This is a genomic window from Pseudofrankia coriaricola (assembly GCF_032027725.1).
In the GTDB taxonomy this organism is placed as follows: domain Bacteria; phylum Actinomycetota; class Actinomycetes; order Frankiales; family Frankiaceae; genus Pseudofrankia.
The window spans coordinates 71,931-92,809 of sequence record NZ_JASNFO010000075.1 but is presented as its reverse complement, the minus strand read 5'-3'; the positions used below and the strand labels follow the sequence as shown (position 1 = coordinate 92,809).

Here is a 20,879-nt window from a genome sequence, read left to right as displayed (position 1 = left end):
TCGTCGTCGACTTTACCGACCGCGGGTAGAGCTGCCCGTAATGTCCGTCCCGGCCTGTGGCTGGGACGTGCCGTGCTCGTTTACCGACCGGGTCCGGGACGTCCGTCCTGTTGGCGGCGTCGGTAGGCGGAGGGCACGTGGTTCGCACGGTTGTGATCGGAGACCTGCGGGTGCAGGAGATCCGGCAGGGGGACGGGCGGCGGTCGTGGACGATCGTCTGGCCGGAGGGGACGGTGCACCCGGAGGCGGACCGGTACCTGCGCCGGCACGATGGCTCGGGGACGCAGCGGACGTATGCCTACCTGCTGGTCGACCACCTGCGCTGGCTCGAGCGGGAGTGCCTCACCGTCGCCGTGGTCGGGCTGCGCGACCTCGAACGCTATATGGGGATCCTTGGTGCCGAGGTGGCGATGCCGCTGGGGCAGCCGTGGCGCCTCGGTAAGCGCCCCTACGGTCGCGCGGCGCTGACGACGACGGCTGCCTGCCTGAAGGGGTTCTACCTGCACCAAGCGTCCTACGGGGTCAACGGCGAGCTCGGCAACGTGTTGGACCGCGCCCGGTTGCCGTCCCGGGCGGACCGTCGCCGCGCGTTCCTCGGGCACGTGACGTCGACGATGCCGGCGAACCCGCTGGCCCCGACCGGCCCGCACCGGCGGCATCCGAAGATGCTGCCCGACGGGGCGCGGGAGAAGCTGCTGACCGAGGTCAACTCGGCCCGTGACCGGCTGGTGGTGACCTGGCTGGCGGACGGGGGTCTGCGGATCGGTGAGCTGTGTGGGCTGCACCTGGTCGACCTGCACCTGCGGGAGAACGCGGCCTGCGGCGAATGCCGATCTCCGCACGTCCACGTCTGCCACCGCCCCGGCAACCCGAACCGGGCGGAGGCAAAGACCAAGCACCCGTGGCGGATCGACGACGGGACCGTCGTCGGTGGGCTGCTCAAACGGGTCAGCCCCGCGATGGTGCACACCTACTTCGACTACCTCACCGGCGAGTATCCGCGTGGTCAGGCGGGACACGGGATGCTGCTCGTTCAGCTCCACGGCGCTGGGCATGGTCAGCCGTGGGCGCCGGTGGCGGCTCGGCGGATGCTGGGCCGGGCCGGGCAGCGCGCCGGCCTGGGCGTCGTCCGTCCGCATGCGTTCCGGCACTCCTTCACCAGCGCTGTGCTGGACGCCTCTGATGGCAACCTGCTGATCGCCCGGGACGCCGGCGGTTGGGCTTCCACCGCTGTGGTCGATGAGATCTATGGCCATGTCGATGTCCATGACCCGGCGTTCGACGCGGCGCTGCGCACCGTCTGGGGAACGCGGTGAAACGGGCGGATCACCTGCGCCCGCTCTACGCGGAGCGGCCTGACCGGACGGTACGGGACCGGCTGGAGATCCTGACCGCGCTGATCGGCGGCCCGTCGTTCGACCCGATGTTCCGCGGCGACATTGTCCGGATCCCGCGTGGGCATCCGATCTACCAGTGGGATTGTGTGATCGGCGGCTGTGAGCGGGTCCGCGGCAGCGGCGACCTGTGTTCGATCCACCGGGAGCAGTGGGCTCGGGCGAAGGCGCGGGGTGTCGGCAAGGCGGCGTTCGTGGCCGGCGCCCAGCCGCTGCCGCCCTCGGAACACCTCGAGTATCTTCCCTGCCGGGTCTGCCCTGACCGGCCCGCTGACCACACCGACCTGCGGCTCTGCCAGCGGCACCGCGGACGGTGGTCGCTGCACGCACTCGACGTGGGCGACGGCGCGGACTTCGCTGGCTGGCTCGGCGAGCAGGTGCCCTATCCCGGCTACGGGGACTGTCAGGTCTCGGTCTGCCCGGCCCTGGCGGCCTCCCCGCTGGGCCTGTGTTCTGGGCATACGGCCCGCTACCGAGGCGACGACCAGCCGGGCGGGGCAGCGTTGCCGCCCAGCTGGTGGCAGCGCTTCGAGCACGCCAGCCAGCCGGTCCCCGTCGGCTACACCGACGAGCACCAATTCCGCCTCTGGTGCCAGGCGTCGACCGCGATGCCCTGGCCGGGGCAGCTCAACCTGCGCGGGCTGCGGCCCCTGCTACGCGCGGAGATTCAGTGGGGGCTGTTCATCCACACCCGCCGGTCCCGGCCGACCCGCTGGGACGTCGGCTGGGTCCGCACCCTGGTGAACACCTGCCGCCACGCTGAGACGAACTCGCTCGTCGACCTCGACCTCGACGGCGCGACCGCGTTCTCCGGCGCGATCGCCAAAGAGATCCTCCACGAGCTGCGGCTGGTCTACTTCACTCCCGAGCAGGCGAAGGATGCCGGCTTCCTGGAAACCGACCACTTCGGGGTCCGGTTCGCGCACCGCACGAGCCACGTCGACCTGACCGGCATCCCGCAGCGCTGGCTGCGGGACCTTGCCTTCGACTACCTGGCCGATCTGCTGAGCTCGGCGCGCCGCCCGCGCACCGCCGCCGTGCTGGACTCCGTCCGCCGGGCCGCCATCGAGCTGGGCGTCTTCCTGGAACTCGACGCCCCCGGCGGCGGTCACGACCCGGCACTGTTGGGGGCCGAGCACATGCGGCGGTTCGTCGCTGACCAGCGCCACCGCGAACGCGACGGTCTGCCGTCCCTGGCGATCAAACGGACGAGCGGATCCGCCGGCGTCGTCACGACCGGCACCCGGACGGTGGTGTTCAACGCGGTCCGCAAGCTGCTGCGCGACGCGATGGACAGCGGGACGGCCGACCGCCTCGACCTGAGCCGGGAGTTCATCATCGCGGCTCCCGCCGCCGGTGGAGTCCCGATGCGCGCCCGCCGCCCGTTCCCCGACGAGGTCGCCCGCGCGCTGGCCGACGAGACGAACCTGACCCGGCTCGCCGCCGACTACGACCCCCAGGACTGGGGAATGCGCGACATCTGGGAGACCGTCGTGATCACCGGCCGGCGCATCGGCGAGGTGCTGTCGGTGCGATGGGACTGCCTCGGCCGCTACGGCGGGCTGGCGATGTTCTGGCACGACCAGACCAAGGTCGGGAACTACGACGTGGCGATCCGGATCCCCGAACGGCTCTATGAGGTCCTCGCCGCCCGGCAGGTCACGACCCTCGACCGGTTCACCGCCGAGCACGGCCGCCGGCCGGCTGGAACCGAACGCGCCAGACTGGCCCTGTTCCCCACGACCCACCGCAACCCGGACGGCACCGTCGCGCTGACCCACCAGTGGTTCCACAGCCGGTTCCGACCCTGGGTCGACGCGCTCGACCTCGGTCACGTCGTGCCACATCAGGCCCGGCACACGCTGGCGACGAACCTGCTCCGGCACGGCGCCAGCCTCAGCCACATCCGCCGCTACCTCGGCCATGTCTCCGACCGGATGGCCGAGCACTACGTCCACCTCACCCAGTCCGACCTGGAGAACGTCCTGCAGCACGTCTGGGTCGCCGGCCCCGGCGCCGCCCGCCCCGGCGAACTGCTCGCCGGGGACGCCACGCCGCTGAGCCGTGGCCAGGCGCAGGCCCTCGCGGTCGACCTGTCCCGGCGCAGCACTCCGGCCGAAGGCGGGTTCTGCACCTTCCAACCCGTCGTCGACGGCGGCGCCTGCCCCTGGAACCTCAACTGCCACAGCTGCGACAAGTTCGTCCTGTCCGGCGCCGACCTGCTCTACTGGCGCCGCAAACGCGAGCAATGGCGGCTACTCGCCGAAGGCGCCCCCGACGACGCCACCGCCGACTACCTCCACCAATACTTCGAGCCCACCGCCCATGCGATCGACGGCCTGGAGAAGGCACTCGCCGGCCTCGGTCTCCTCGACGACGCCCTCGCCCTGGACCTGCGCAAACCCCAGGACTACTTCCACCGCGTCTGGTCCACCGCCTTCCGCGCCGCCGACCTCGCGCACGCCGCACACGACGAGCACGACGGCCTCGGCGACAGCGAAAAGGTGCGTCGGTGAGCGCCGCCGTTCCCGAACCCGACCCGCGCACGGCCGCCGCAGCCTCGGCCCGACGCCGCTCATCCGAGGCCGCGCTGGGGCGTGTCCACGACGCCGTCGCCCGCCTCCGACGGGAGAAGACACCGGTCAGCGTCGCCGCCGTGGCCCGGCGCGCGACGGTATCCCGCACCTTCCTCTACGACAACCCCGAGGCCAGAGCCGCGGTCACCGCCGCCATGACCGAGGCCAACCAGCGCCGCGGCCAGCGGATCGCCGACGAAGACGACGCCCGCCAAGCACCCTGGCGCGAACGGGCACTGAACGCCGAAGACGCGCTCACCGCGGCCCACGCCGAGATCCTCACCCAGCGCACCCGCATCGGCGAGCTCCTCGGCCAGATCCGCGACCTCGAAGCCGAATGGACCCAGGAGGCCATCCAGCGCATCACCACCGAGAACACCACCCTCAAACAGCGCGTCCGTCAGCTCACCACCGACAACCGCGCCCTCGACGAGCGACTGAAGGCCGCCCGCTCGAACCTGCGCTTCCAGGACCGCCGGATGGCCGACCTCGAAACCCGCCTACTCGAACCGAAACCCTCACCCTGACCGGAATTCCACCGCTGATCCAAGCCCGCGGTCTGGCCGCCGAATCCGGTGGCCAGACCGCGCCGCTCAACACATGGAATTGATGCCGCCAGATATTTGCCAAACGACCGTCACGGACATGTAAGCTACGCATCAGCGCAGGTCAAGAGGCTAATCAGGACGGCAGCGGTCGGTAAAGTCGACGACGTGCACTTCCTCGACGTCAACCGCCGCGATGGCCGGGAGGTCGCCAACCACTTCAAGTGGCTCGCGAACACCTTCCCTGTCACGTTCTTCTTCGTCGGGGTGGGGCTACGCGCCCGCGGCCTGCTCGACGAGGGCCTGACCGGGGCCGACGCCGCGTTCTCCCAGACCGCGCGGCGCTGGAACGTGCTCTCCCTGACCCCGTTCGAGATCCACACCGAGAGCGGGCGGCGCACCTGGCGCAACCTGCTCCTCGGTATCGAACGCGACCTCGTCCTCGCCGAGATCGGCCGTGGAGCAGTCGCGCAGGACCTGTCGGACTACCTGTTCGCCCGCAGCTCCGGACATTTCGCCTCGCTGATGTCCCTGATCGCCCGAGGCTGCTACCGGGCGGTCAAGACCGGCGCGGAAACCCTCACCGCCAGCCTTCTCGACGCTGTCCGGATCGACGAGGCCGCGGAGAAAGCCCGCCGTGAACTGCACGCCGCGCTCGGCGCCGGTCGGCTGCGCAGCCGACCCGCCGCCAGCGCGCCCTGCGGCCAGGAAGGCGCGGCATGACCAGCCGGCTCCCGTTCATCCTGACCCCGCTGCCGGGCGAGTCGTTCGCGAGCTGGTTTCACGCCTATGCCCGCCGGCTCGGCGTCAGCGTCCCCGACCTCGCGGTCGCCACCGGCATGCCCCCGACGCCGCTGCCCACCGGACCAGGCCGGTGGACCGACCGTCTCGACCAGCTCGCCGTCGCCACCGCCCTGCCCTTAACCACGCTGCGCGGACTGTTTCACCCCGCCTACGCAGCGGCGCTTCCCGCGCACACGCCCGCGGCGTTCATGAGCGCCTGCACGCCCGGGAACACCACCCGGTTCTGCCCGACCTGCCTGGCCGACCATCCCGGACGGTTCCAGCTCGCCTGGCAGCTGCGTTGGACGGTCTTCTGCCAGGAGCACAACCAGCCGCTCGCCGAGACCTGCCCGCGTTGCGCAACGCCCCCCACTTACCGTGCTCCCCGCAGCGGGCTGCCACCAGGTGCCTGTCCCTCGCCCCGACCCGACGGGATCGTTCGCACGCGCCGGGGGCACGCCTGGTGCGGCGCCGACCTTGCCAGCGCCGCGCATCCAGCCTGCCCGGACCCGTCCGCCAGCCACCGCGCCCAAGACACCATCGACCTGGCACTCGCCCAGCTCACCGCGCCCCAGACCGGCCAACACGCCCGTGACACCCTCACCGACCTGCTCGTCATCGCCCACCACGAGGCCCGTCGCCACGCACCCCGCGCGCCCCAACAACGGCCACGCGTCGAGGACCTCCGCGTCGACACTCTCACCGTCGCCGTCACCCTGCTCACCGACCACCGCGCCTACCACGGCGACGACCCGCTCACCGCGCTCGCGACCGCAGCGGGCACCGGACCACGGCCGCGCGCGGTCGCACCCACATGGAAGACCGGCAGCTCGCAGCTGAGCCTGCGCGTCGCCCGCCTCCGTGACAGCGCCCTGCGTCCGCTCGAACGACTCCGTCACCTAACGACCCTGCCCGTCGCACGGCCCGTCACCACCGGCCTGGTCGATCCAGCAGTCCGCCGCGCCGCCCGCATTCCTGACCAGCTCTGGCCCAGCTGGACCGTTCGCCTCATCGACGATGACGCCTTCGAGCCCTACAGCTTCCGCGCCGCCGCCGCCGTCGCGCTACTCCTGCCCGGCAGCACCCTCGAACTCCGCGCGATCGCCCCGCTCATCAACGACGCCATCACACCGCAACCCGTCGCGTTCCAGATGGGCAAACTCAGCCGCGCGACCCGCGGTGGCACACAGCCACTGCGCATCCTCACCGAACTCGCCCTCGCCATCGACACCCACCCCATCCCCATCGACTACGCCCGCCGACGCCGTCTTCTAACCACCACCGACGTGCTTGACCCAGAAACCTGGAAAGCCCTCGTCGCCGGCCAGCCCCTCCACAACACCCGACGGCGCCTCGGTTTCGCCCGCCACTACCTTTACGAACTCCTCACCGGCGGCAACCTGGCGATCGCGCCACAGCCCTACCGGCTACCCGAAGGCGAACGGCGCTTCGCCTACCTCAAATTCGTCCTCGGCATGCCTGCACCTCTGTCCGACGCCCTCGCCGACCACGCAACCACCCTGCTCCACAACGCCGGAATCACCAACGAACCGCTCCACTGGGAACCGCCCACCAGCTGGATCAACACCCAGGACTGGCCCGGTGCCGACCCGACCCACACCGATCCAGCCCCCATCCACGCCCAGCTCACCGCCCGCGCCCCGATCGGGCTCGTCGCCGCCACCCACAACATCTCCATCGAACACCTACGCCAACTCATGCGCCTGCATCCTCTGCCCGCCGGCCAACCCCTGCCACCCCGCACCGGCGCGATCCTCCCTCTGCAAACCCCGCACCCAGGCCCTCACTACCACCACGCCGGCGTCCATTACATCGACCTCGGCTGGCTCCACACCCAATACGTCACCTCGCGACGCACCTTCCGTGATATCGCCAAGGAAATCGGCTGCAGCAAAGGAAACCTACTACGATTCGCCGAGGCCCAGAAACTCCCTATCCGCGACCGCGGCGGCAATAAATATCTCGACTACTCCGGCGACCCTGCAACCCTCCCCGAACCCCTCCGCTCCGCGCTCATCGGCCAGAAATCCCAGGCCAGGCTGCGGCGCTTCCCCGTTATCGCACGGAACCGCACCCTCGCCGAAGCCGCCATGGAACTCGGCGTCACCGCCTCCACCCTCAGCACCCAACTCACCAGCCTCGAGCACGCCTGCGGAGGCGCCCTCATGCACCGCGCCCACCCCCGCCGGCTCACCGGCCCCACCGCCCTCGGCCGCGCGCTCCACCAGCAGATCCTCGACCACCTCGAGACCCAGCCATGATCCAAAATCCGGCAGACGAGCGAGAAGATGACAACTACCCCGGCACACGGGAAGGCGCCGCAGCACGCCGATGGACAACTCCACCCGCACAGCGGAGGACATCTGTCCCGGCCCCCCTACAGGAGACGACCAAACCGAGGCCAGCCGGGCGGACGGTTGGCCAGCGCCGTGGGCGCCGGGCGAGGAACTGACATCTGCACCGGCTCGCGGGAAGGCAGGTCGCCGTCGAGATGACAACTTCCCCGCGCGCGAGAGGACATCTTCACCGGTCCCCCTACACCAGCGCCGACACCGTCGCCGGCGTCGGGGCGGGGACGACCGGGGGAGCGCGGTCGAGCTGGCCGCGGTGATGGGCGGGGTGCTCGCATTGTTCGCCCTGCTGCTGGTGTTCGGGATGCGGTGGCTGGCCGCCCAGGCCGCCGACGCCGCCGCGCAGCGGGCACTCGAGACCGCCCAGTCGATCGACGGCACCGACACCACCGCCGCACAGGTCGCCGCCGGCATCGCCCGCTCCAGCCAGGCCATCACCGACGTCGCCACCACCGTCCACCGAGACACCGCCACGGTCACCGTCGATGTCACCGTCACGGCCCTGCTCGGCGGCTCGGTCACCCGCAGCGCCACCGGCCCCGCCGCCCGCTTCATCCCTCAGGGCCAGGTCCCATGACCAGCGACCAGCAGGAGACAACCCCGCCGCCGCATGCCGGTCAGCTCCGTTGGCTCTCCCCGGCGCGCCGGGGGGAGGCGGGTTCGTTCGCGGTCGAGTTCGCCGTCGCCGCGCCGGCGCTCATCCTTGCCCTGCTCGTGCTCGCCGTCGCCGCCGTCTACGCCACCGCCCGCGCCGACGTCGCCCGCGCCGCCCGCGAGGCCGCCCGCGCCGCCTCCCTGACGACCAGCCCCGACCAGGCCGCCACCGTCGCGGACACCACGGCCCGACACAACCTGCCCGGCCACCTCTGCGCCGCCGGCAGCATCCAGGTCCACACCGACCTGTCCACCCTCACCACCACACCCGGCCAGGGCGGTGGCGGTCTCGGCCTGGTGACCGTGATGGTCAGCTGCCAGCTCGCCGGCGTCCCCGGCAACCGGCAGGTCCAGGCCAGCGGCGACGCCGTCCTCGACGAATACCGCGGCGGCCCCACCCTGGCAGCCCCATGAACACCCCGCCCCGACACATCCCGGACACGCCATCACGTAGCCCAGGGCCGGGTGCGGCCGTCGCGACGGCCGCACCCAGGCGGTGGCCCATGGCGACCGGGCGCGACGACGGCGCCGTCAGCCTGATGCTCACCGTCCTGTTCGCCGGCGCACTGCTCCTCGCCGGGCTCATCTACGACGCCGGCCGCGCCCTCGACGCCAACGCCCACGCCTCCGACCTTGCCGCCGCCGCGGCCCGCGCCGGCGCCCAGGCCCTCGACGAGACCAGCCTGCGCACCGGCACCCCCACACTCAACCCGACCCAGGCCGAGACCAACGCCCGCGCCTACCTCACCCACCACCCCGAAGCCGAGCTCGTCGCCGTCACCGTCGACGGCCTGACCGTCACGGTCACGGTCACCGAAACCGTCAACTACCAGTTCCTCGCGCTCACCGGCCACACCCACGCCACCGTCACCCAGACCCGCTCCGCCGCCGCCACCACCAACCCCTGACCGCCCTCGCTGGCCGCGGCCAGCACCGGTCACCGCCCGCGACGGGTCACCTTTTCTGATCAACTCCTGCGCAGGGAGACATGCCCATGTCCCGCCGGGCCACCCCCAGCCCCACCCGCGGTCCCAAGCCTGCGGCCCCGCCGCCGGCCGGGCCCGCGCTGTTTCCGCCCGCCCCGCCAGCCGCCCGGCCGGGCCGGCCGGTGCGTCCCGCCCGGCCGGCCCGGCCTCGGGCAGGCGAGATCGTGCGCAGCCTGCTCGCGCTGGCAAGCCTGGTCGGCTTCGTCGGTGGGATACCGCTGACGCTGTGGGCGTGGCGCGGCTACCCGCTGCCCACCACCTGGCAGCCGGGCCGCTGGTGGACCCTGCTCCAGGCTGGCTACATCCACCCCGACGTCGCCCCCAACGCCCTCGCCGCCCTCGGCTGGCTGCTCTGGGCCTGGATCACCCTCTGCCTCGCCTGGGAAATCACCACCCAGACCACCAGCGCCCTGCGCAGCCAGCGTCACCGGGCCCGCCGCGCCGCGCGTCGCCTCCCAGCCGAGCCCGAGACGCGCGCCAGAAGCAGCACGCAACGCCGCTCCGGGACGCGCCGCCACCCACGCCGACCCGAGGCACGGGCGGCGACCAGCGCGGCCGGCCGTCCCGCCGCGACGACGCCGGCGGCCGGCCGACCCGGCGGCACCACCCGCCCCGCCACCCACGGCGGACGGCGCGGCGCACCCGCACCCCGTGCCGTGCGCCGCGGTGCCGCCCGCTGGGTCGCCACCGCCGGCATCGTATTCACCCTGCTGTCCAGCCGCGCCGCCCTGGCAGCAACCCCCGCCACCACCCCACCCCACACCGGCGCACCGACCACAGCCGCCACCGCCCCCGCCCATCCCGGCTCCTCCACGCTCGCCCCGACCGGCGCACCGTGGACCGGCGACCCGGCCACCGACCCAGGACTCACCGCCGGCAACAACGCGGCGGCGAACGCGACAGGCAGCGGGGCGGCGCACACCCCGCACGGCTGGCTACCGGCCGTCGAGGACAGCAGCCCGCGGCCCTCGACGACCGGCAGTACCCCGCTCTACCCCGCAGCCGCGCCCCAGGCCGCGAACACACCCGCCGGCGGGTCCGAGCTCCTCATCCCGACCAGCAGCCGCCACACCGTCGCCCCCGGCGACACCCTCTGGGACGTCGCCGCCGACGCCTACCCCACCGCCGACGACACCGCGCTCCCCACCGCCGTCGACACCGTCTTCACCACCAACCGCGACACCACCGACCCCACCGGACACCACCTCACCAACCCCAACCTGATCAACCCCGGGATGGCCCTCGCCCTGCCCACCCTCGACCCCACCGGCCACCCCAGCCCCACACCACCACCACCCGCGAATCCACCACCTCGCACCTCGCCGGCACCCGGCACGCCTTCCCCGGTCACCCCACCCCCACCGACCACAGCCGCGCCGTCGACCGGCACGACGACCACCATCCCCGGCCCGCAGTCGGCTCTCCCCACCCCGACCAGGCCGGCGCCGACGACCCCCGCCACGGCCGGACCCAGCGACCACGCGCCACCCGCCACGACCGCGCCCAGCACGGACGAGCCCGACCGGCACGACGCCTCGCGCTGGCTGATCGCCCTCGGCCTCGGCGGCACCCTGCTCGCCGCCGCGGTCCTCACCGCCGTCGCCCACCGCCGGGCACGCCGCGACCGACAGGTCACCGTCGACACCACCACCCCGCCACCCGACCCGGACGCCGCCGCCATCCACACCGCCCTGCTCGCCACCACCCCACCAGGGCCAACCATCCGCCTTGACGAGGCGTTGCGCGACCTCGCCTCCCTCCATACCGACATCCTCGCCATCGGCGACGGGCCGCTCCCGCAGGTCCTGCTAGCCCGCCCCGACGGCACCCTCGACGTCTACCTGCGCGACCCGATCCCCACCGCCGCACCGCCCTGGCAGGCCGACGCCCACGGCCAGGTCTGGACCCTGCCCCCCGACGCACCCCTGCACCCGACCGACCCCGGCCTCCCACCACCCTGCCCAGCCCTCGTCCAGCTCGGCACCCTGCCCGACGACGGCGCCGCCGTCTACGCCGACCTCGAAGCCCTCGGCACCCTCACCCTCCACCCCAACGGCCACGGCACCGACGCCACCACCGGCCTCGCCCGCGCCCTGGCCACCACCCTCGCCCTCACACCGCTGGCCGCCACCCCCACCGTCCATACCTACGGCCTCGACGCCGCCGGCCTCACCGACAAGGACCGCATCTACCCCGCGGCCACCCTCACCCACCTGGCCGCCACCGTCCTCGGCGAGGTCAACCACCTCCGCGACGCCCTCACCACCGTCGGCGCCACCACCACCTTCACCGCCCGCGCCACCGTCCCCACCGACAACTGGGACCCCGCCATCGCCCTGGTCGCCACACCCCCCACCACCGACCACGACGCCGACGACCTCACCGACCTCGCCACCCTCGCCACCCAAGAAGGCACCGGCCTCGCCCTCATCCAACCCGCCACCCCCAGCCACACCTCCACCTGGCGCCTCACCCTGCTCACCACCACCGCACACCCGACCCACAGCCAGACACGAACCGACGGCGACTTGCCAGCCCGGCCCACAGCCGCCGAGGACACCGGCATCGACATCGACGACACCCCGGACCAGGACGACCCCTCCGACCTGGACGTCGCCGACGACATCCACGCCACCGGCCGTCTCGACGACGCCGACGACACGTCCGGCCCCGTCGGCATCGCCCGCTGGCGGCTCGATCCCCTCAACCTGGTCCTCACCCCGACGACGCTCGCCCAGACGACGCTCGACGCCCTCTGCCTCCTGCTCGCCGACGCCGCACAACCACCCGTCCCGGCCCCGCGCCCCGCGGACGACACACCCCCGAAGCCGTCGCAGACCCCGCCTCCGGACAGCCCGGAACCGTCACCGCCGCCCGGCTCGCGATTCACACCCTCGTTGCTGCCGTCCGGAGCGCTCACAGCGTCGACCACCGCGGCCCCGGCGTCCCCAGCCCGAGCCGCACCATCCATCAGCCCATCGGTAACCGCGACGGCACCCGCACCCACCGCCGCGGCTGACCCAATCCCCACGTCGGCGTCGCCCGCCGCGGCCCCGGCGACGGCACCGGTCAACGGCCAGGCGCCGACCATCGCCCCGCCCTACATCGAGCCCGACTGGCAGGTCCGCGTCACCCTCCTGGGCCCCCTCGACGCCGTCAACCGCACCGGCCAGCACCCCACCGGCGAACACGCCCGCGAACGCACCCTCGAAATCCTCGCCTGGCTCGCCACCCACCGCGGCCGCACCCGCACCAACCTCATCACCGCCATCTGGCCCAACGCCGAACCCGAAACCCGCACCGTCAACAACCAGCTCGGCCGCGTCCGCCGCCTCCTCGTCCACCTCGCCGGCGAACACGCCCGCGCCTGGATCCCCGCCGGCCAGACCGTCCTACGCCTCGACCCCGCCGTCACCACCGACCTCGACCTCCTCCAGCACCGCCTCGACTACGCCCGCACCCACCGCACTCACCCCGCCGCGGCCATCCCCGTCCTCACCGACGCCCTCAACCTGATCACCGGAACCCCCAACACCGCCCCCTGGATCGACGCCGAACTCGGCTCCCAACTCACCACCACCGCCATACGCGCCGCCCTCCTCCTCGCCGAGCTCCACCTCGACACCGACAACCCGGACGCCGCTCTGGACGCCACCACCCAAGGCCTCGCGATCATGCCCGCCCACCCAGGCCTGTTCGCCCTACGCCTACGAGCCCACGCAGCAGGCGGCGACCTGCCCGCCGTCACCGCCGACTACCACGCCTACCTCCGCGCCGAACAATCCGACCCCGACTGGAACGGCGACACCAGCCCCGACCTCGCCCACCTCCACCGCACCCTCACACGAGGCGCTGCATCACTCCGGGGTGCGTCTGCGACCCGGCACGGCCGGGCCCAGTGACAACCATGGGAATCGCCGCCCGCCAGGATCCCGCTCCGCTTCGTCGCGCCGTCCCAGGCAGGGTGGGCTTCGCGGGAGGCCGTGGAACTGGCTCCCCGACCACGACGGCCGTCCCGACTGCGAGGTCTAGTTCGAAGGATCCGTGTGGCATGGGACGCAGACTTCTGGCCAGCGCATCACCTCGCCCTCGCCGGCACCGGCGGCCGACATGGTGATCAATCCGGGTCCGCGCAGGCAGCGGTTTCTCGTTGTACACGACTACGGCATGGGCGGGCTGTGGTGGTGGGTACAGGCCACCTCGGAACGAGAGATCGTCAAACGGATCGCCGAGGTCGAGGTCGTCACGGACGCCGACTCATGGGAACGAGCCGCAGCATGGAACCTGCCCGAGGTCGACCTGGATGCACCAGACCTGCCACCCGGGCTGGACGATCTACGACAGCAACGCGACGAGCAGCGAGGGCAGCCGGGATTCGGGGCGCTCGCCGGACGGGCGCTGGTGCACCTGCGGTGCGCATCCGACGATGAGGAGTCCGTCTTCTACTACTGGGAAGTCGGTGAAGACGGCCGCCGCCTACGCGAGGTCGAGGTCCACGGCGACGGACCCGGCGCGCGAAACACCCCGGACGACTGGCCGTTCAACACCCCCGTCGTCGACCTCTACGATCCGCGCGCGATCGCCTGGGAGATCGACCCCGAGGAGTTCGAGGCACAGTGGCAGCGCGCCGGCCCCAACGACGATTGGGCACCCGGCCAGCGTAGCCGCAGACGACGCCAAACCTGAACATCGACGGAAACCACGGTGCTCCAACCGCGCTCGGCACGACGGTCTTGCCACTGCGTCGTGGCCGAGCGCCCAGGTATCAAAGGATCTCCCCGGGCCCCGGGGAGATCCTCGGGTCCGCTCTAGTTTGGAAGATCCCCGCGCGTGCGGGGACGACCCTCGTCGTGCCGCGCCGGCGTCTCCAGGACCTGTGCCTGCCGGCTTCTGCTGCGACGCAACGTAACAAAGGTGGCCGGTGTCCGTAAGCTTGGTGGTGTGGCGGATCAGGTGACGGTGGCGGTTGGGCGGCGCGCGGCGCGGGCGATTCTGATCGATGATCGCGGCCGGCTTGTGTTGATCAAGCGGGCGAAGCCGGGGCAGGCGCCGTACTGGACGGCGCCGGGTGGCGGTGTCGAGGCGGCCGACGCGTCGATTGAGGCCGCTTTGCACCGGGAGCTGTCCGAGGAGCTGGGCGCGCAGGTCAAGGGGGCCTCGCAGGTGTTCCTGTTCAGTTCGCTGTCCGATACGGGCGTCGCTGTGCAGCACTTCTTCGTGGCCCGGCTGGACGGTCTCGACGAGTCGGCCCGCACCGGGGAGGAGTTCGCTGATTCCTCGCGGGGCGGCTACGAGCTGGACCGGGTCGATCTTCATGGGGATGGCCTTGTGTCGATCGACTTGAAGCCGGCGGCGTTGAAGGAGTTCATCCTCGCCAACCGGGAGGCTCTGCTGGCCGAGGCCGTCGCCGCCGGCTGATTTCGTCTATCTGTTCCACCGCAGGTAGACGGGGGTGGCTCGGCCGGGCAGAGAACGCAGGGCACCGTGGTCCGTCCCGAGGGCGTCGCGGACCGCGGCGGTTTCCCCGGGCCACTTGGCGTAGGCGAGTTCGTCGAAGGCGAGCACGCTTCGGCCGCGTGGTGTTTGGTCGCCCAGACGGTGGCGAAGTTCCGGCCCGTGCGTTCCGTCAGCCTCGGGACGAGGGGGAACAGGTAGTTGTCGAGGTCGTTGAGGGCGTACAACGGTGTGGTGCGCGGTAGCCCGATGTCGAGTCGCAGCGCGAGCGGGCCTGGTGTCGCGCGGACCTGCCCGGCGATGGCCGCGTAGACGCCGTCGACGAACGCGGACGACCGCGCCTGGCCGGATGACCGGGCCGTCGCGCTTGTCCTGCGCTCAATGGCGGGCTGTCGCTGGTCTTACGGTGCGATGGCCGCCGGTTCGTGGGTTGACTCGCAGTCATCGTGTTGCCGTCCAGAGGCATCGATGTACCACTGGGCGAGGTGATCCTGCAGGTTTGGGTGTCGAAACTGGTACAGCGGGCCGACGGTTCGCAGTATGCGGCGGTCGTGCGCCTTCTCAAGGAAACACATCCCGTCGACGGGAATACCACTGCGACGGAGCTGGATGAACACCAGTGCGGTCCGCCAAGCGTCCGATGCGCCAATAGTACAGCCAAGACCTACAATCAGGCCGAAACCAGTCCCGGCGACGAGGCCTGCTACTGGTCCGTTTCGGACTCCGTTCTGTACGAAAGAGACGACTGCGAACGCGAGGCCGGCCGAGAGGCCGAAGGAGAGGCAGCTTCGACGTTCTCTCTCCCACAACGCCTGCGGATCCGTGCCGATCTCCGTCCCGGTGGATGGACGTGAGAAACCGGCGATGAGTCCGAACATTGTCATGGTCACGAGCACCGTGACCAACCCCGGCACGGGTCCTTCGGTCAGGCCGTATGCGAGGCCGACCGGAAGCGCGATGACGGTTCCAGTGGGTAGGTCGAGCCGTGCCAAGACGGCGGCATGATAAGTTCTCCGCGTTCGTGTTGATCCAGGTCGTTTGCGTGCCGCGGTCCATCCGACGGCAATGCCTGCGGCTATGCCAGTCGGTATTCCGAGAGCAAAGCCGGCTTGATTGCCGACCGCGACCAGCACGGCGAGCCCGCCGACCAGGGCGACCGAGAGGTTAAACGTTCTCGAATGCACGATATTCCAGCGGGATGGGCGCGTAGGGCGCGGATCTCGGAACTCCGATACTAGTCCTGCCAGGAAACCGAAGGCGAGGCCCAGGGTGGCCAGATACGCGGTTCCGAACATTGTGCCGGTTCTATCGCCGACGGCGTACTTGCCAATTTTGCTGAACGTCGCCGCGCCCACCAGGGCGCCGATGACCACGCCGAGGATAGACGTTGCGAGAACTCGGGGGACGGGCGAGGTCCAGCGGTGCATCTGCCACCAGGCAAGGTCACGCGTCTTCTGGGCGTTCATATGAAAGGCGATGCGGCCGAGTGTCATCTTCTCGCGGCTCGGGCCCGCCCGATCTGGGTCCGGCGGGAAGGCGATGTCCACGATCCGGTCCAGCAGGTAGCTTTCGACCTCGTGAGGGGTCTCGAAACGATTCGGGACGAGTATTCCGTCGATGTCAGACGTCTCGGGGAAGGCGTCTCGCAGCAGTGTCAGGTTCAGCGGTGAGTTCAGCGCGTCCGCGAGGGAGCTGGTCGGTTCGTCTTTCAGTTGCTTGACGAGCCGACCCCACGGCGGTGATATTGGGGCGGTCTGGCAGTCCGCCAGGTACTCGGCGGCGTCGGTGGCTGCTACCGGAAGAAGCTCGGTCACCGCGGCGGCGCGGACATGCGTGCTCGCGCTGACGGCCGCGGCGAACTCCTCGCTGCGGGTGAGGACCACCAGCCGAAACGTGGTCTGCTTGCCGATGTCGTCCAACGCCTCCCGGTGCAGCGTCGGGTCCATCTCGTCGAAGCCGTCCAGGAACAGCGCCACGCCTCCGCCGCGGACCAGACGCCTGGCCGTGGCCTCACTGTCGCGATCCGACCGCAGGGTCTGGTAGTCCTTGGCCAGCCTGCGAGCCAGCCACGTTTCCAGACGGTCGTGTCGTGGGTCCCAGCCGTGCGCGGTCAGCAACACCGGCACAGGAACACCCGCGCGCTGTGCGGCATCGAGCCCTCGACGGTGATCGAGCGCGTCGCGGAGGACGAGGATCGCGCTCCCGGATTTCCCCCGGCCATAGTCGCCCATGACCACGACACGACCGGAGTCGACGCCCGCATAGAGCGCGAACAGCTCCGGGACCCCGCCGGCTCGCACGGTGTCGGCCGTCGCCGGCCGGATGCCGGGTAGCGGGGGAAACAGGGGACGGCGCATCGGCGGGTCGTTGACGACTATGCGCACGTCGCTGGCCACACCTCGCTCCGCCCAGCACCAACTCACGGGAATCGGTCGGGGAAGGCGTAGCTGCCGCCTGTCCGCCTCCTCGGTCCACTGTTTCTCGACCTCGGCCGCCAGGCCGTCGGCGATATGGAGAAGCTCGTCGGTCGGCAGCACGAGCCTGAGCGGCAGCCCTCGGCCGAGGCGCTCGGTGGACTCGCCCTCGTCCCGCTTGGATTCGGTCTCGTCCTGTTTGGATTCGACCTTGTCCCGCGCGCGTGCCCATGAAGCGGCGAACGACAGCAGCGACTCCCGCAACTCCGACGGATACTGGCGGGCGCTCTCGTCCCCGTCCAGCTGGGCCAGCTTCTCGTCGAGGGCATGTACGAGAACCTGGGCGACGTTCCTCGCGTCCCTCTCCGAAAGGTCGCGCCGACCTTTGAGCCTCTCCCCCCAGGTGGTGTCACTTGCCCCCGCATGCGTGGCCAGGCCCTCGAGCGACCATTCAAGATAATCTCTGGCCCGCTGGAGGACGTCCAGCAGCTCCTGCCTGCTGGGCGGCGGCGTGCTCGACTGCGTCGGCGGCGGGTGTATTGACGGCTCCTCTCCTTGATCAGCGGTGCCATTCTTGCAGCACCCCCACGGCCCGCGTCCCCCGGGGCATCCCTGGATATCCCGGGGCGCGAAGAGGCTGGTCAGACGGCCGGACGGCGTCTCATCCTCGTTGGTGGCTACCCGCCGCTGTCATACGGCGCCTGCCCTTTTGACACCGACGTCGAAGGAAAGGGACTTCTTCTGTGTCGTCTGTTCCCCCCGCCGACATGCCGGTCTTCGCCGGTGCCGGCGATCTGGTGATACTCGTGCAGGACCTGGTCCGCCGCCCTCCGCGCGGTGAGGCTCCATGCGTGCTACGGGGCGAAACCCACGCCCGTCTCGGCATCCCGGTGGTGTCGATCGTCGACCGTCACAGGCTTGACCTCCTTCCGCATCTCGCGCGCCGCCTCAACGAGGCGTATCCCTACCGCGTTCCACATAGCCTGTACCCGATACCGGCCGACTCGGCGGCCGGTGAACACCACATCGCCGGTGTCTCCGAGACCGACCAGCTGCTCCGCCTCCTGGACGGCCTCCGTTCCGGGCTCGGCGCGGAGCTGAGCAGGGACGCGGGACGAATCCGGTTCCGGCGCTACGGGCTGGTCCGCTGGCTGGTCGCGCAGAACCTCGATGATGACGAGGCAGAGCCCGACCATCTCCTCGTGCGTCGGCTACGCGAGCGGTCCTTGGCCCGCAAGAAGTGGCTGGCGGCGAGCGGTGAGCAAACCGACCTCGGCAGCCCCACCCTGAACCTGGTCGGGCGGCTGCTTCTCCACCTGAGCCCCCTGCTCTGGTTTCGGCTGAAGATCGCCGGGCGCCTGCCAGGACGTGTGGGCGCGGAGTTTCGGTGGCTGCGGAGGCAGGAGAAGTACCTCGCCTCCCGTGATCCTGGCACCGTCCTCGGGTTCGCCGAACGGCTCTGCGGGCCGCGACGGCACAACGAGGATGCCGACGAGGTGCTGAGATTCGTGGTGCACACCTTCCTCGAGGACCTCCGCGATGCCTACCGGCGACGCCCTTGGCGGCTGCGCGCCTGGCGCCGTACGGCCTATGCTGTCGCTCTCCTCGACGGGGTCAGCGACACCAACGTCGGCTCCCGGTTCGTCGAACTGATCAACGACGTCCGCAACGACACCGGTGCCTTCGACCCGCTGCTCGTAGTAGCGAAGGGCGTCACCGTACCCCCAAGGCTCCGGGACTGCGGACCGATGCATCCGGCGGCGCCCGCCAGCGCGGACGACTGTGTCGTCGCCTACCGAGACTGGATTGCACGGTTCCCGGAAGACAGCCGCCGCCGGTCACCCGCCGCTTGGTACCTCGCCATCGTCGTACCCAGGGCCCTTTCGCACCCAGATTCCCCGCAGGGCGGCGAGCCCGCGCAAGACGCGCTCTACGTGACCCATCGTCGTGCGCTGGGACGCGTACGACGGATCGAGATCGACCGGCCGCCCCGCTGGTGTCGGCGCTGGGCCGTGGCGGCAATCGCGACGACCGTTAGTCTCTCAGTCCTGGTCGGCGTCGGCATGGGCCTGCTGGTGTGGAAGCAGGCTGAGAGTGCGTGGCGGGCGGAGCACTGCGGCCTGAAGCGGTCGCACCCGGACGCCGCCACGCTTGTCACCGCGGGCCCCGCGGGCACCGAGTGCATCGGCCTGAGCGAACACGCGTACACCTTCTCGGCGGGGACCGAACCGCTCGCGGCGGCGCAACGTACCATCCACAAACTGAACCAGCAGGCCGACGAGGCACACGCCGCAAACCCACGGCGGCCGTTCGTCACGCTCGTCTACATGCAGGTGATGACGTCCGCGACAGACAGGGCTGACACCCTTGCCTCCGAACGCGAGCAGCTTCTCGGCGCCGCTGCCGCGCAACAACGGCAGCTCAAAAAACGCAATGACGCAGACCCGATCTTCCGCCTCCTGATCGCTAACGCCGGGAGGGACATGCTCCACGGCCCCCGCGTCGCGCGCATGCTGCCCGACTACCGCCCAGATGGCGCTCCCGTCGTCGGTGTCCTGGGACTCGACCAGAGCCGACAGCCCACGGTCGACACCATCAAGGCACTCACCCAGCTCGGCATCCCGATGGTCGCCGCGACCCTCTCCGCGGACGAGCTGGTCCGCGAGTCGCAGATGTACTTCCAGGTGTCACCACCGAACAGCAGGGAAGCGGCGGTCGCGGCCGCGTTCGCCGACGGAGTGCTTCTGCCGAGCGGCCAGTGGCCGCCCCAGGCCCGCCATGCCCTCGTCCTGTACTCCGCTGACAGCGACGACACCTACAGCCGCAACCTCCGGGACGACGCGAGGACGTCGTTCGACGCTCTCGGAATCAAGGCTGTCGAGCAGCCGTTCCGACCGAACGGAGCCCTCGGAGATTCGATCGACACGGCGCTCTCCGTGACCGAGGCCGGCCAGCGGCTGGCATGTGGATTCGACGGCGTCGTTTTCTTCGCAGGCAGGACTGAGGACTTCCCCACGCTCCTGGACGGCATCACACGGAACTGCCAGTCACGGCCGCCGATCCTCCTCGCCGGCGACGACGTGTCGCGTTACGCCGCGAGCGCGGACCTGCGGGCAGGCCATCCCGGGGTGGAGTTCTACTACCTGACGTTCGCGACCCGGTCCCAGCCGTGCGACCCATCCAGCTCTCTTTACCAGACCATGAGCGAGCTATTCCCAGCCGACTGCCGCCGCAGCGCCGACGCCTCACTCGATGGGCACGCGGCACTCGCGTACGACGCCGCCCTCATCGTTCTCCAGGCCGTCCAGAGTCTCGCCGACCACCGGATCCCACTCGGCCCGGCGGCGGTCTGGCGCGGACTGGGCACCATACACGGAGATCTCCACATTGACGGAGAGAGCGGACTGATCGACTTCGGCGCCGGAGGCAGTCAGGCGCCGGTCGACAAGTTCGTCGCGGTCATGAAGATCGACGGAGTCGGCGAGCCGACCGAGGTGAGCTCCTGCGGACGCGCCAGGGGCAAGACCCCGAGCGAGTGGTGCCCTCGAACCGAACCCGAGTGAGCATGAACTGCCAGCGCTGACGGATTCGCTGCTACCCGCCGGGGCGACGCCCGGTGAAGGTGGCCGTGAACTGGGGGACGAGTCAGAACCAGCCGATCTCGACGGCGCCGAGGTCGTGCTGTGGCCGACGTATCCAGT

General features: G+C 70.8%; 13 protein-coding genes. 12 read left to right on the top strand and 1 reads right to left on the bottom strand.

Features of this window, described 5'->3' with window-relative positions; genetic code table 11:
* The first annotated feature begins 137 nt into the window (after positions 1-137).
* The 11 genes from QOZ89_RS33585 (at position 138) to QOZ89_RS33535 (ending at position 14,728) form a co-directional block, all read left to right on the top strand.
* Positions 138-1,316, top strand: coding sequence for a tyrosine-type recombinase/integrase (locus tag QOZ89_RS33585; protein ID WP_312627181.1), 1,179 nt, complete (start codon positions 138-140; stop codon positions 1,314-1,316).
* Entirely contained in the window at positions 1,313-3,910 is a 2,598-nt protein-coding gene (locus QOZ89_RS33580; protein ID WP_312627183.1) for a tyrosine-type recombinase/integrase, read from the top strand. Before QOZ89_RS33585 ends, QOZ89_RS33580 begins: the two co-directional genes overlap by 4 nt.
* On the top strand, positions 3,907-4,497 hold the full coding sequence (locus tag QOZ89_RS33575; RefSeq protein ID WP_312627185.1) for a DUF6262 family protein: 591 nt from the start codon (positions 3,907-3,909) through the stop codon (positions 4,495-4,497). The genes QOZ89_RS33580 and QOZ89_RS33575 overlap by 4 nt, the downstream gene beginning before the upstream one ends.
* A gap of 186 nt (positions 4,498-4,683) precedes the next feature.
* Positions 4,684-5,238 carry a hypothetical protein gene (locus QOZ89_RS33570; protein WP_312627790.1) on the top strand — a complete coding sequence of 185 codons (555 nt, stop codon included), beginning with the start codon at positions 4,684-4,686 and terminating at the stop codon, positions 5,236-5,238.
* Positions 5,235-7,580 carry a TniQ family protein gene (locus QOZ89_RS33565; RefSeq protein ID WP_312627788.1) on the top strand — a complete coding sequence of 782 codons (2,346 nt, stop codon included), beginning with the start codon at positions 5,235-5,237 and terminating at the stop codon, positions 7,578-7,580. The genes QOZ89_RS33570 and QOZ89_RS33565 overlap by 4 nt, the downstream gene beginning before the upstream one ends.
* Before the next feature lie 349 nt (positions 7,581-7,929).
* The gene (locus QOZ89_RS33560) at positions 7,930-8,247 is read left to right on the top strand and encodes a hypothetical protein (RefSeq protein ID WP_312627786.1); all 318 of its coding nucleotides are present in this window, start codon (positions 7,930-7,932) and stop codon (positions 8,245-8,247) included.
* Positions 8,244-8,738 (top strand): TadE/TadG family type IV pilus assembly protein, encoded by a 495-nt coding sequence (locus tag QOZ89_RS33555; RefSeq protein WP_312627784.1) that lies wholly within the window; start codon positions 8,244-8,246, stop codon positions 8,736-8,738. The genes QOZ89_RS33560 and QOZ89_RS33555 overlap by 4 nt, the downstream gene beginning before the upstream one ends.
* A gap of 89 nt (positions 8,739-8,827) precedes the next feature.
* Positions 8,828-9,232 carry a hypothetical protein gene (locus QOZ89_RS33550; protein WP_312627782.1) on the top strand — a complete coding sequence of 135 codons (405 nt, stop codon included), beginning with the start codon at positions 8,828-8,830 and terminating at the stop codon, positions 9,230-9,232.
* A gap of 86 nt (positions 9,233-9,318) precedes the next feature.
* Positions 9,319-13,212, top strand: a complete 3,894-nt coding sequence (locus QOZ89_RS33545) for a LysM peptidoglycan-binding domain-containing protein (RefSeq protein ID WP_312627781.1) — start codon at positions 9,319-9,321, stop codon at positions 13,210-13,212.
* A 208-nt stretch (positions 13,213-13,420) separates the two neighbouring features.
* Positions 13,421-13,996, top strand: a complete 576-nt coding sequence (locus QOZ89_RS33540) for a hypothetical protein (protein WP_312627779.1) — start codon at positions 13,421-13,423, stop codon at positions 13,994-13,996.
* 255 nt (positions 13,997-14,251) lie between these two features.
* Complete coding sequence (locus tag QOZ89_RS33535) at positions 14,252-14,728, top strand: NUDIX hydrolase (RefSeq protein ID WP_312627777.1); 477 nt, start codon at positions 14,252-14,254, stop codon at positions 14,726-14,728.
* A gap of 437 nt (positions 14,729-15,165) precedes the next feature.
* On the opposite strand, the gene QOZ89_RS33530 is transcribed toward QOZ89_RS33535, so the two are convergent.
* Positions 15,166-17,442 (bottom strand): NACHT domain-containing protein, encoded by a 2,277-nt coding sequence (locus QOZ89_RS33530; protein WP_312627775.1) that lies wholly within the window; start codon positions 17,440-17,442, stop codon positions 15,166-15,168.
* 479 nt (positions 17,443-17,921) lie between these two features.
* Here QOZ89_RS33530 and QOZ89_RS33525 point away from each other — a divergent pair, with 479 nt between their 5' ends.
* On the top strand, positions 17,922-20,741 hold the full coding sequence (locus QOZ89_RS33525) for a hypothetical protein (RefSeq protein ID WP_312627774.1): 2,820 nt from the start codon (positions 17,922-17,924) through the stop codon (positions 20,739-20,741).
* Positions 20,742-20,879: the final 138 nt, after the last annotated feature.

What these genes read in the sequence shown, in the direction of transcription:
- QOZ89_RS33565 (WP_312627788.1), top strand. Translation starts at nt 5,235, where the DNA reads ATGACCAGCCGGCTCCCGTTCATCCTGACCCCGCTGCCGGGCGAGTCG.
- QOZ89_RS33560 (WP_312627786.1), top strand. Translation starts at nt 7,930, where the DNA reads ATGGGCGGGGTGCTCGCATTGTTCGCCCTGCTGCTGGTGTTCGGGATG.
- QOZ89_RS33555 (WP_312627784.1), top strand. Translation starts at nt 8,244, where the DNA reads ATGACCAGCGACCAGCAGGAGACAACCCCGCCGCCGCATGCCGGTCAG.
- QOZ89_RS33550 (WP_312627782.1), top strand. Translation starts at nt 8,828, where the DNA reads ATGGCGACCGGGCGCGACGACGGCGCCGTCAGCCTGATGCTCACCGTC.
- QOZ89_RS33545 (WP_312627781.1), top strand. Translation starts at nt 9,319, where the DNA reads ATGTCCCGCCGGGCCACCCCCAGCCCCACCCGCGGTCCCAAGCCTGCG.
- QOZ89_RS33540 (WP_312627779.1), top strand. Translation starts at nt 13,421, where the DNA reads ATGGTGATCAATCCGGGTCCGCGCAGGCAGCGGTTTCTCGTTGTACAC.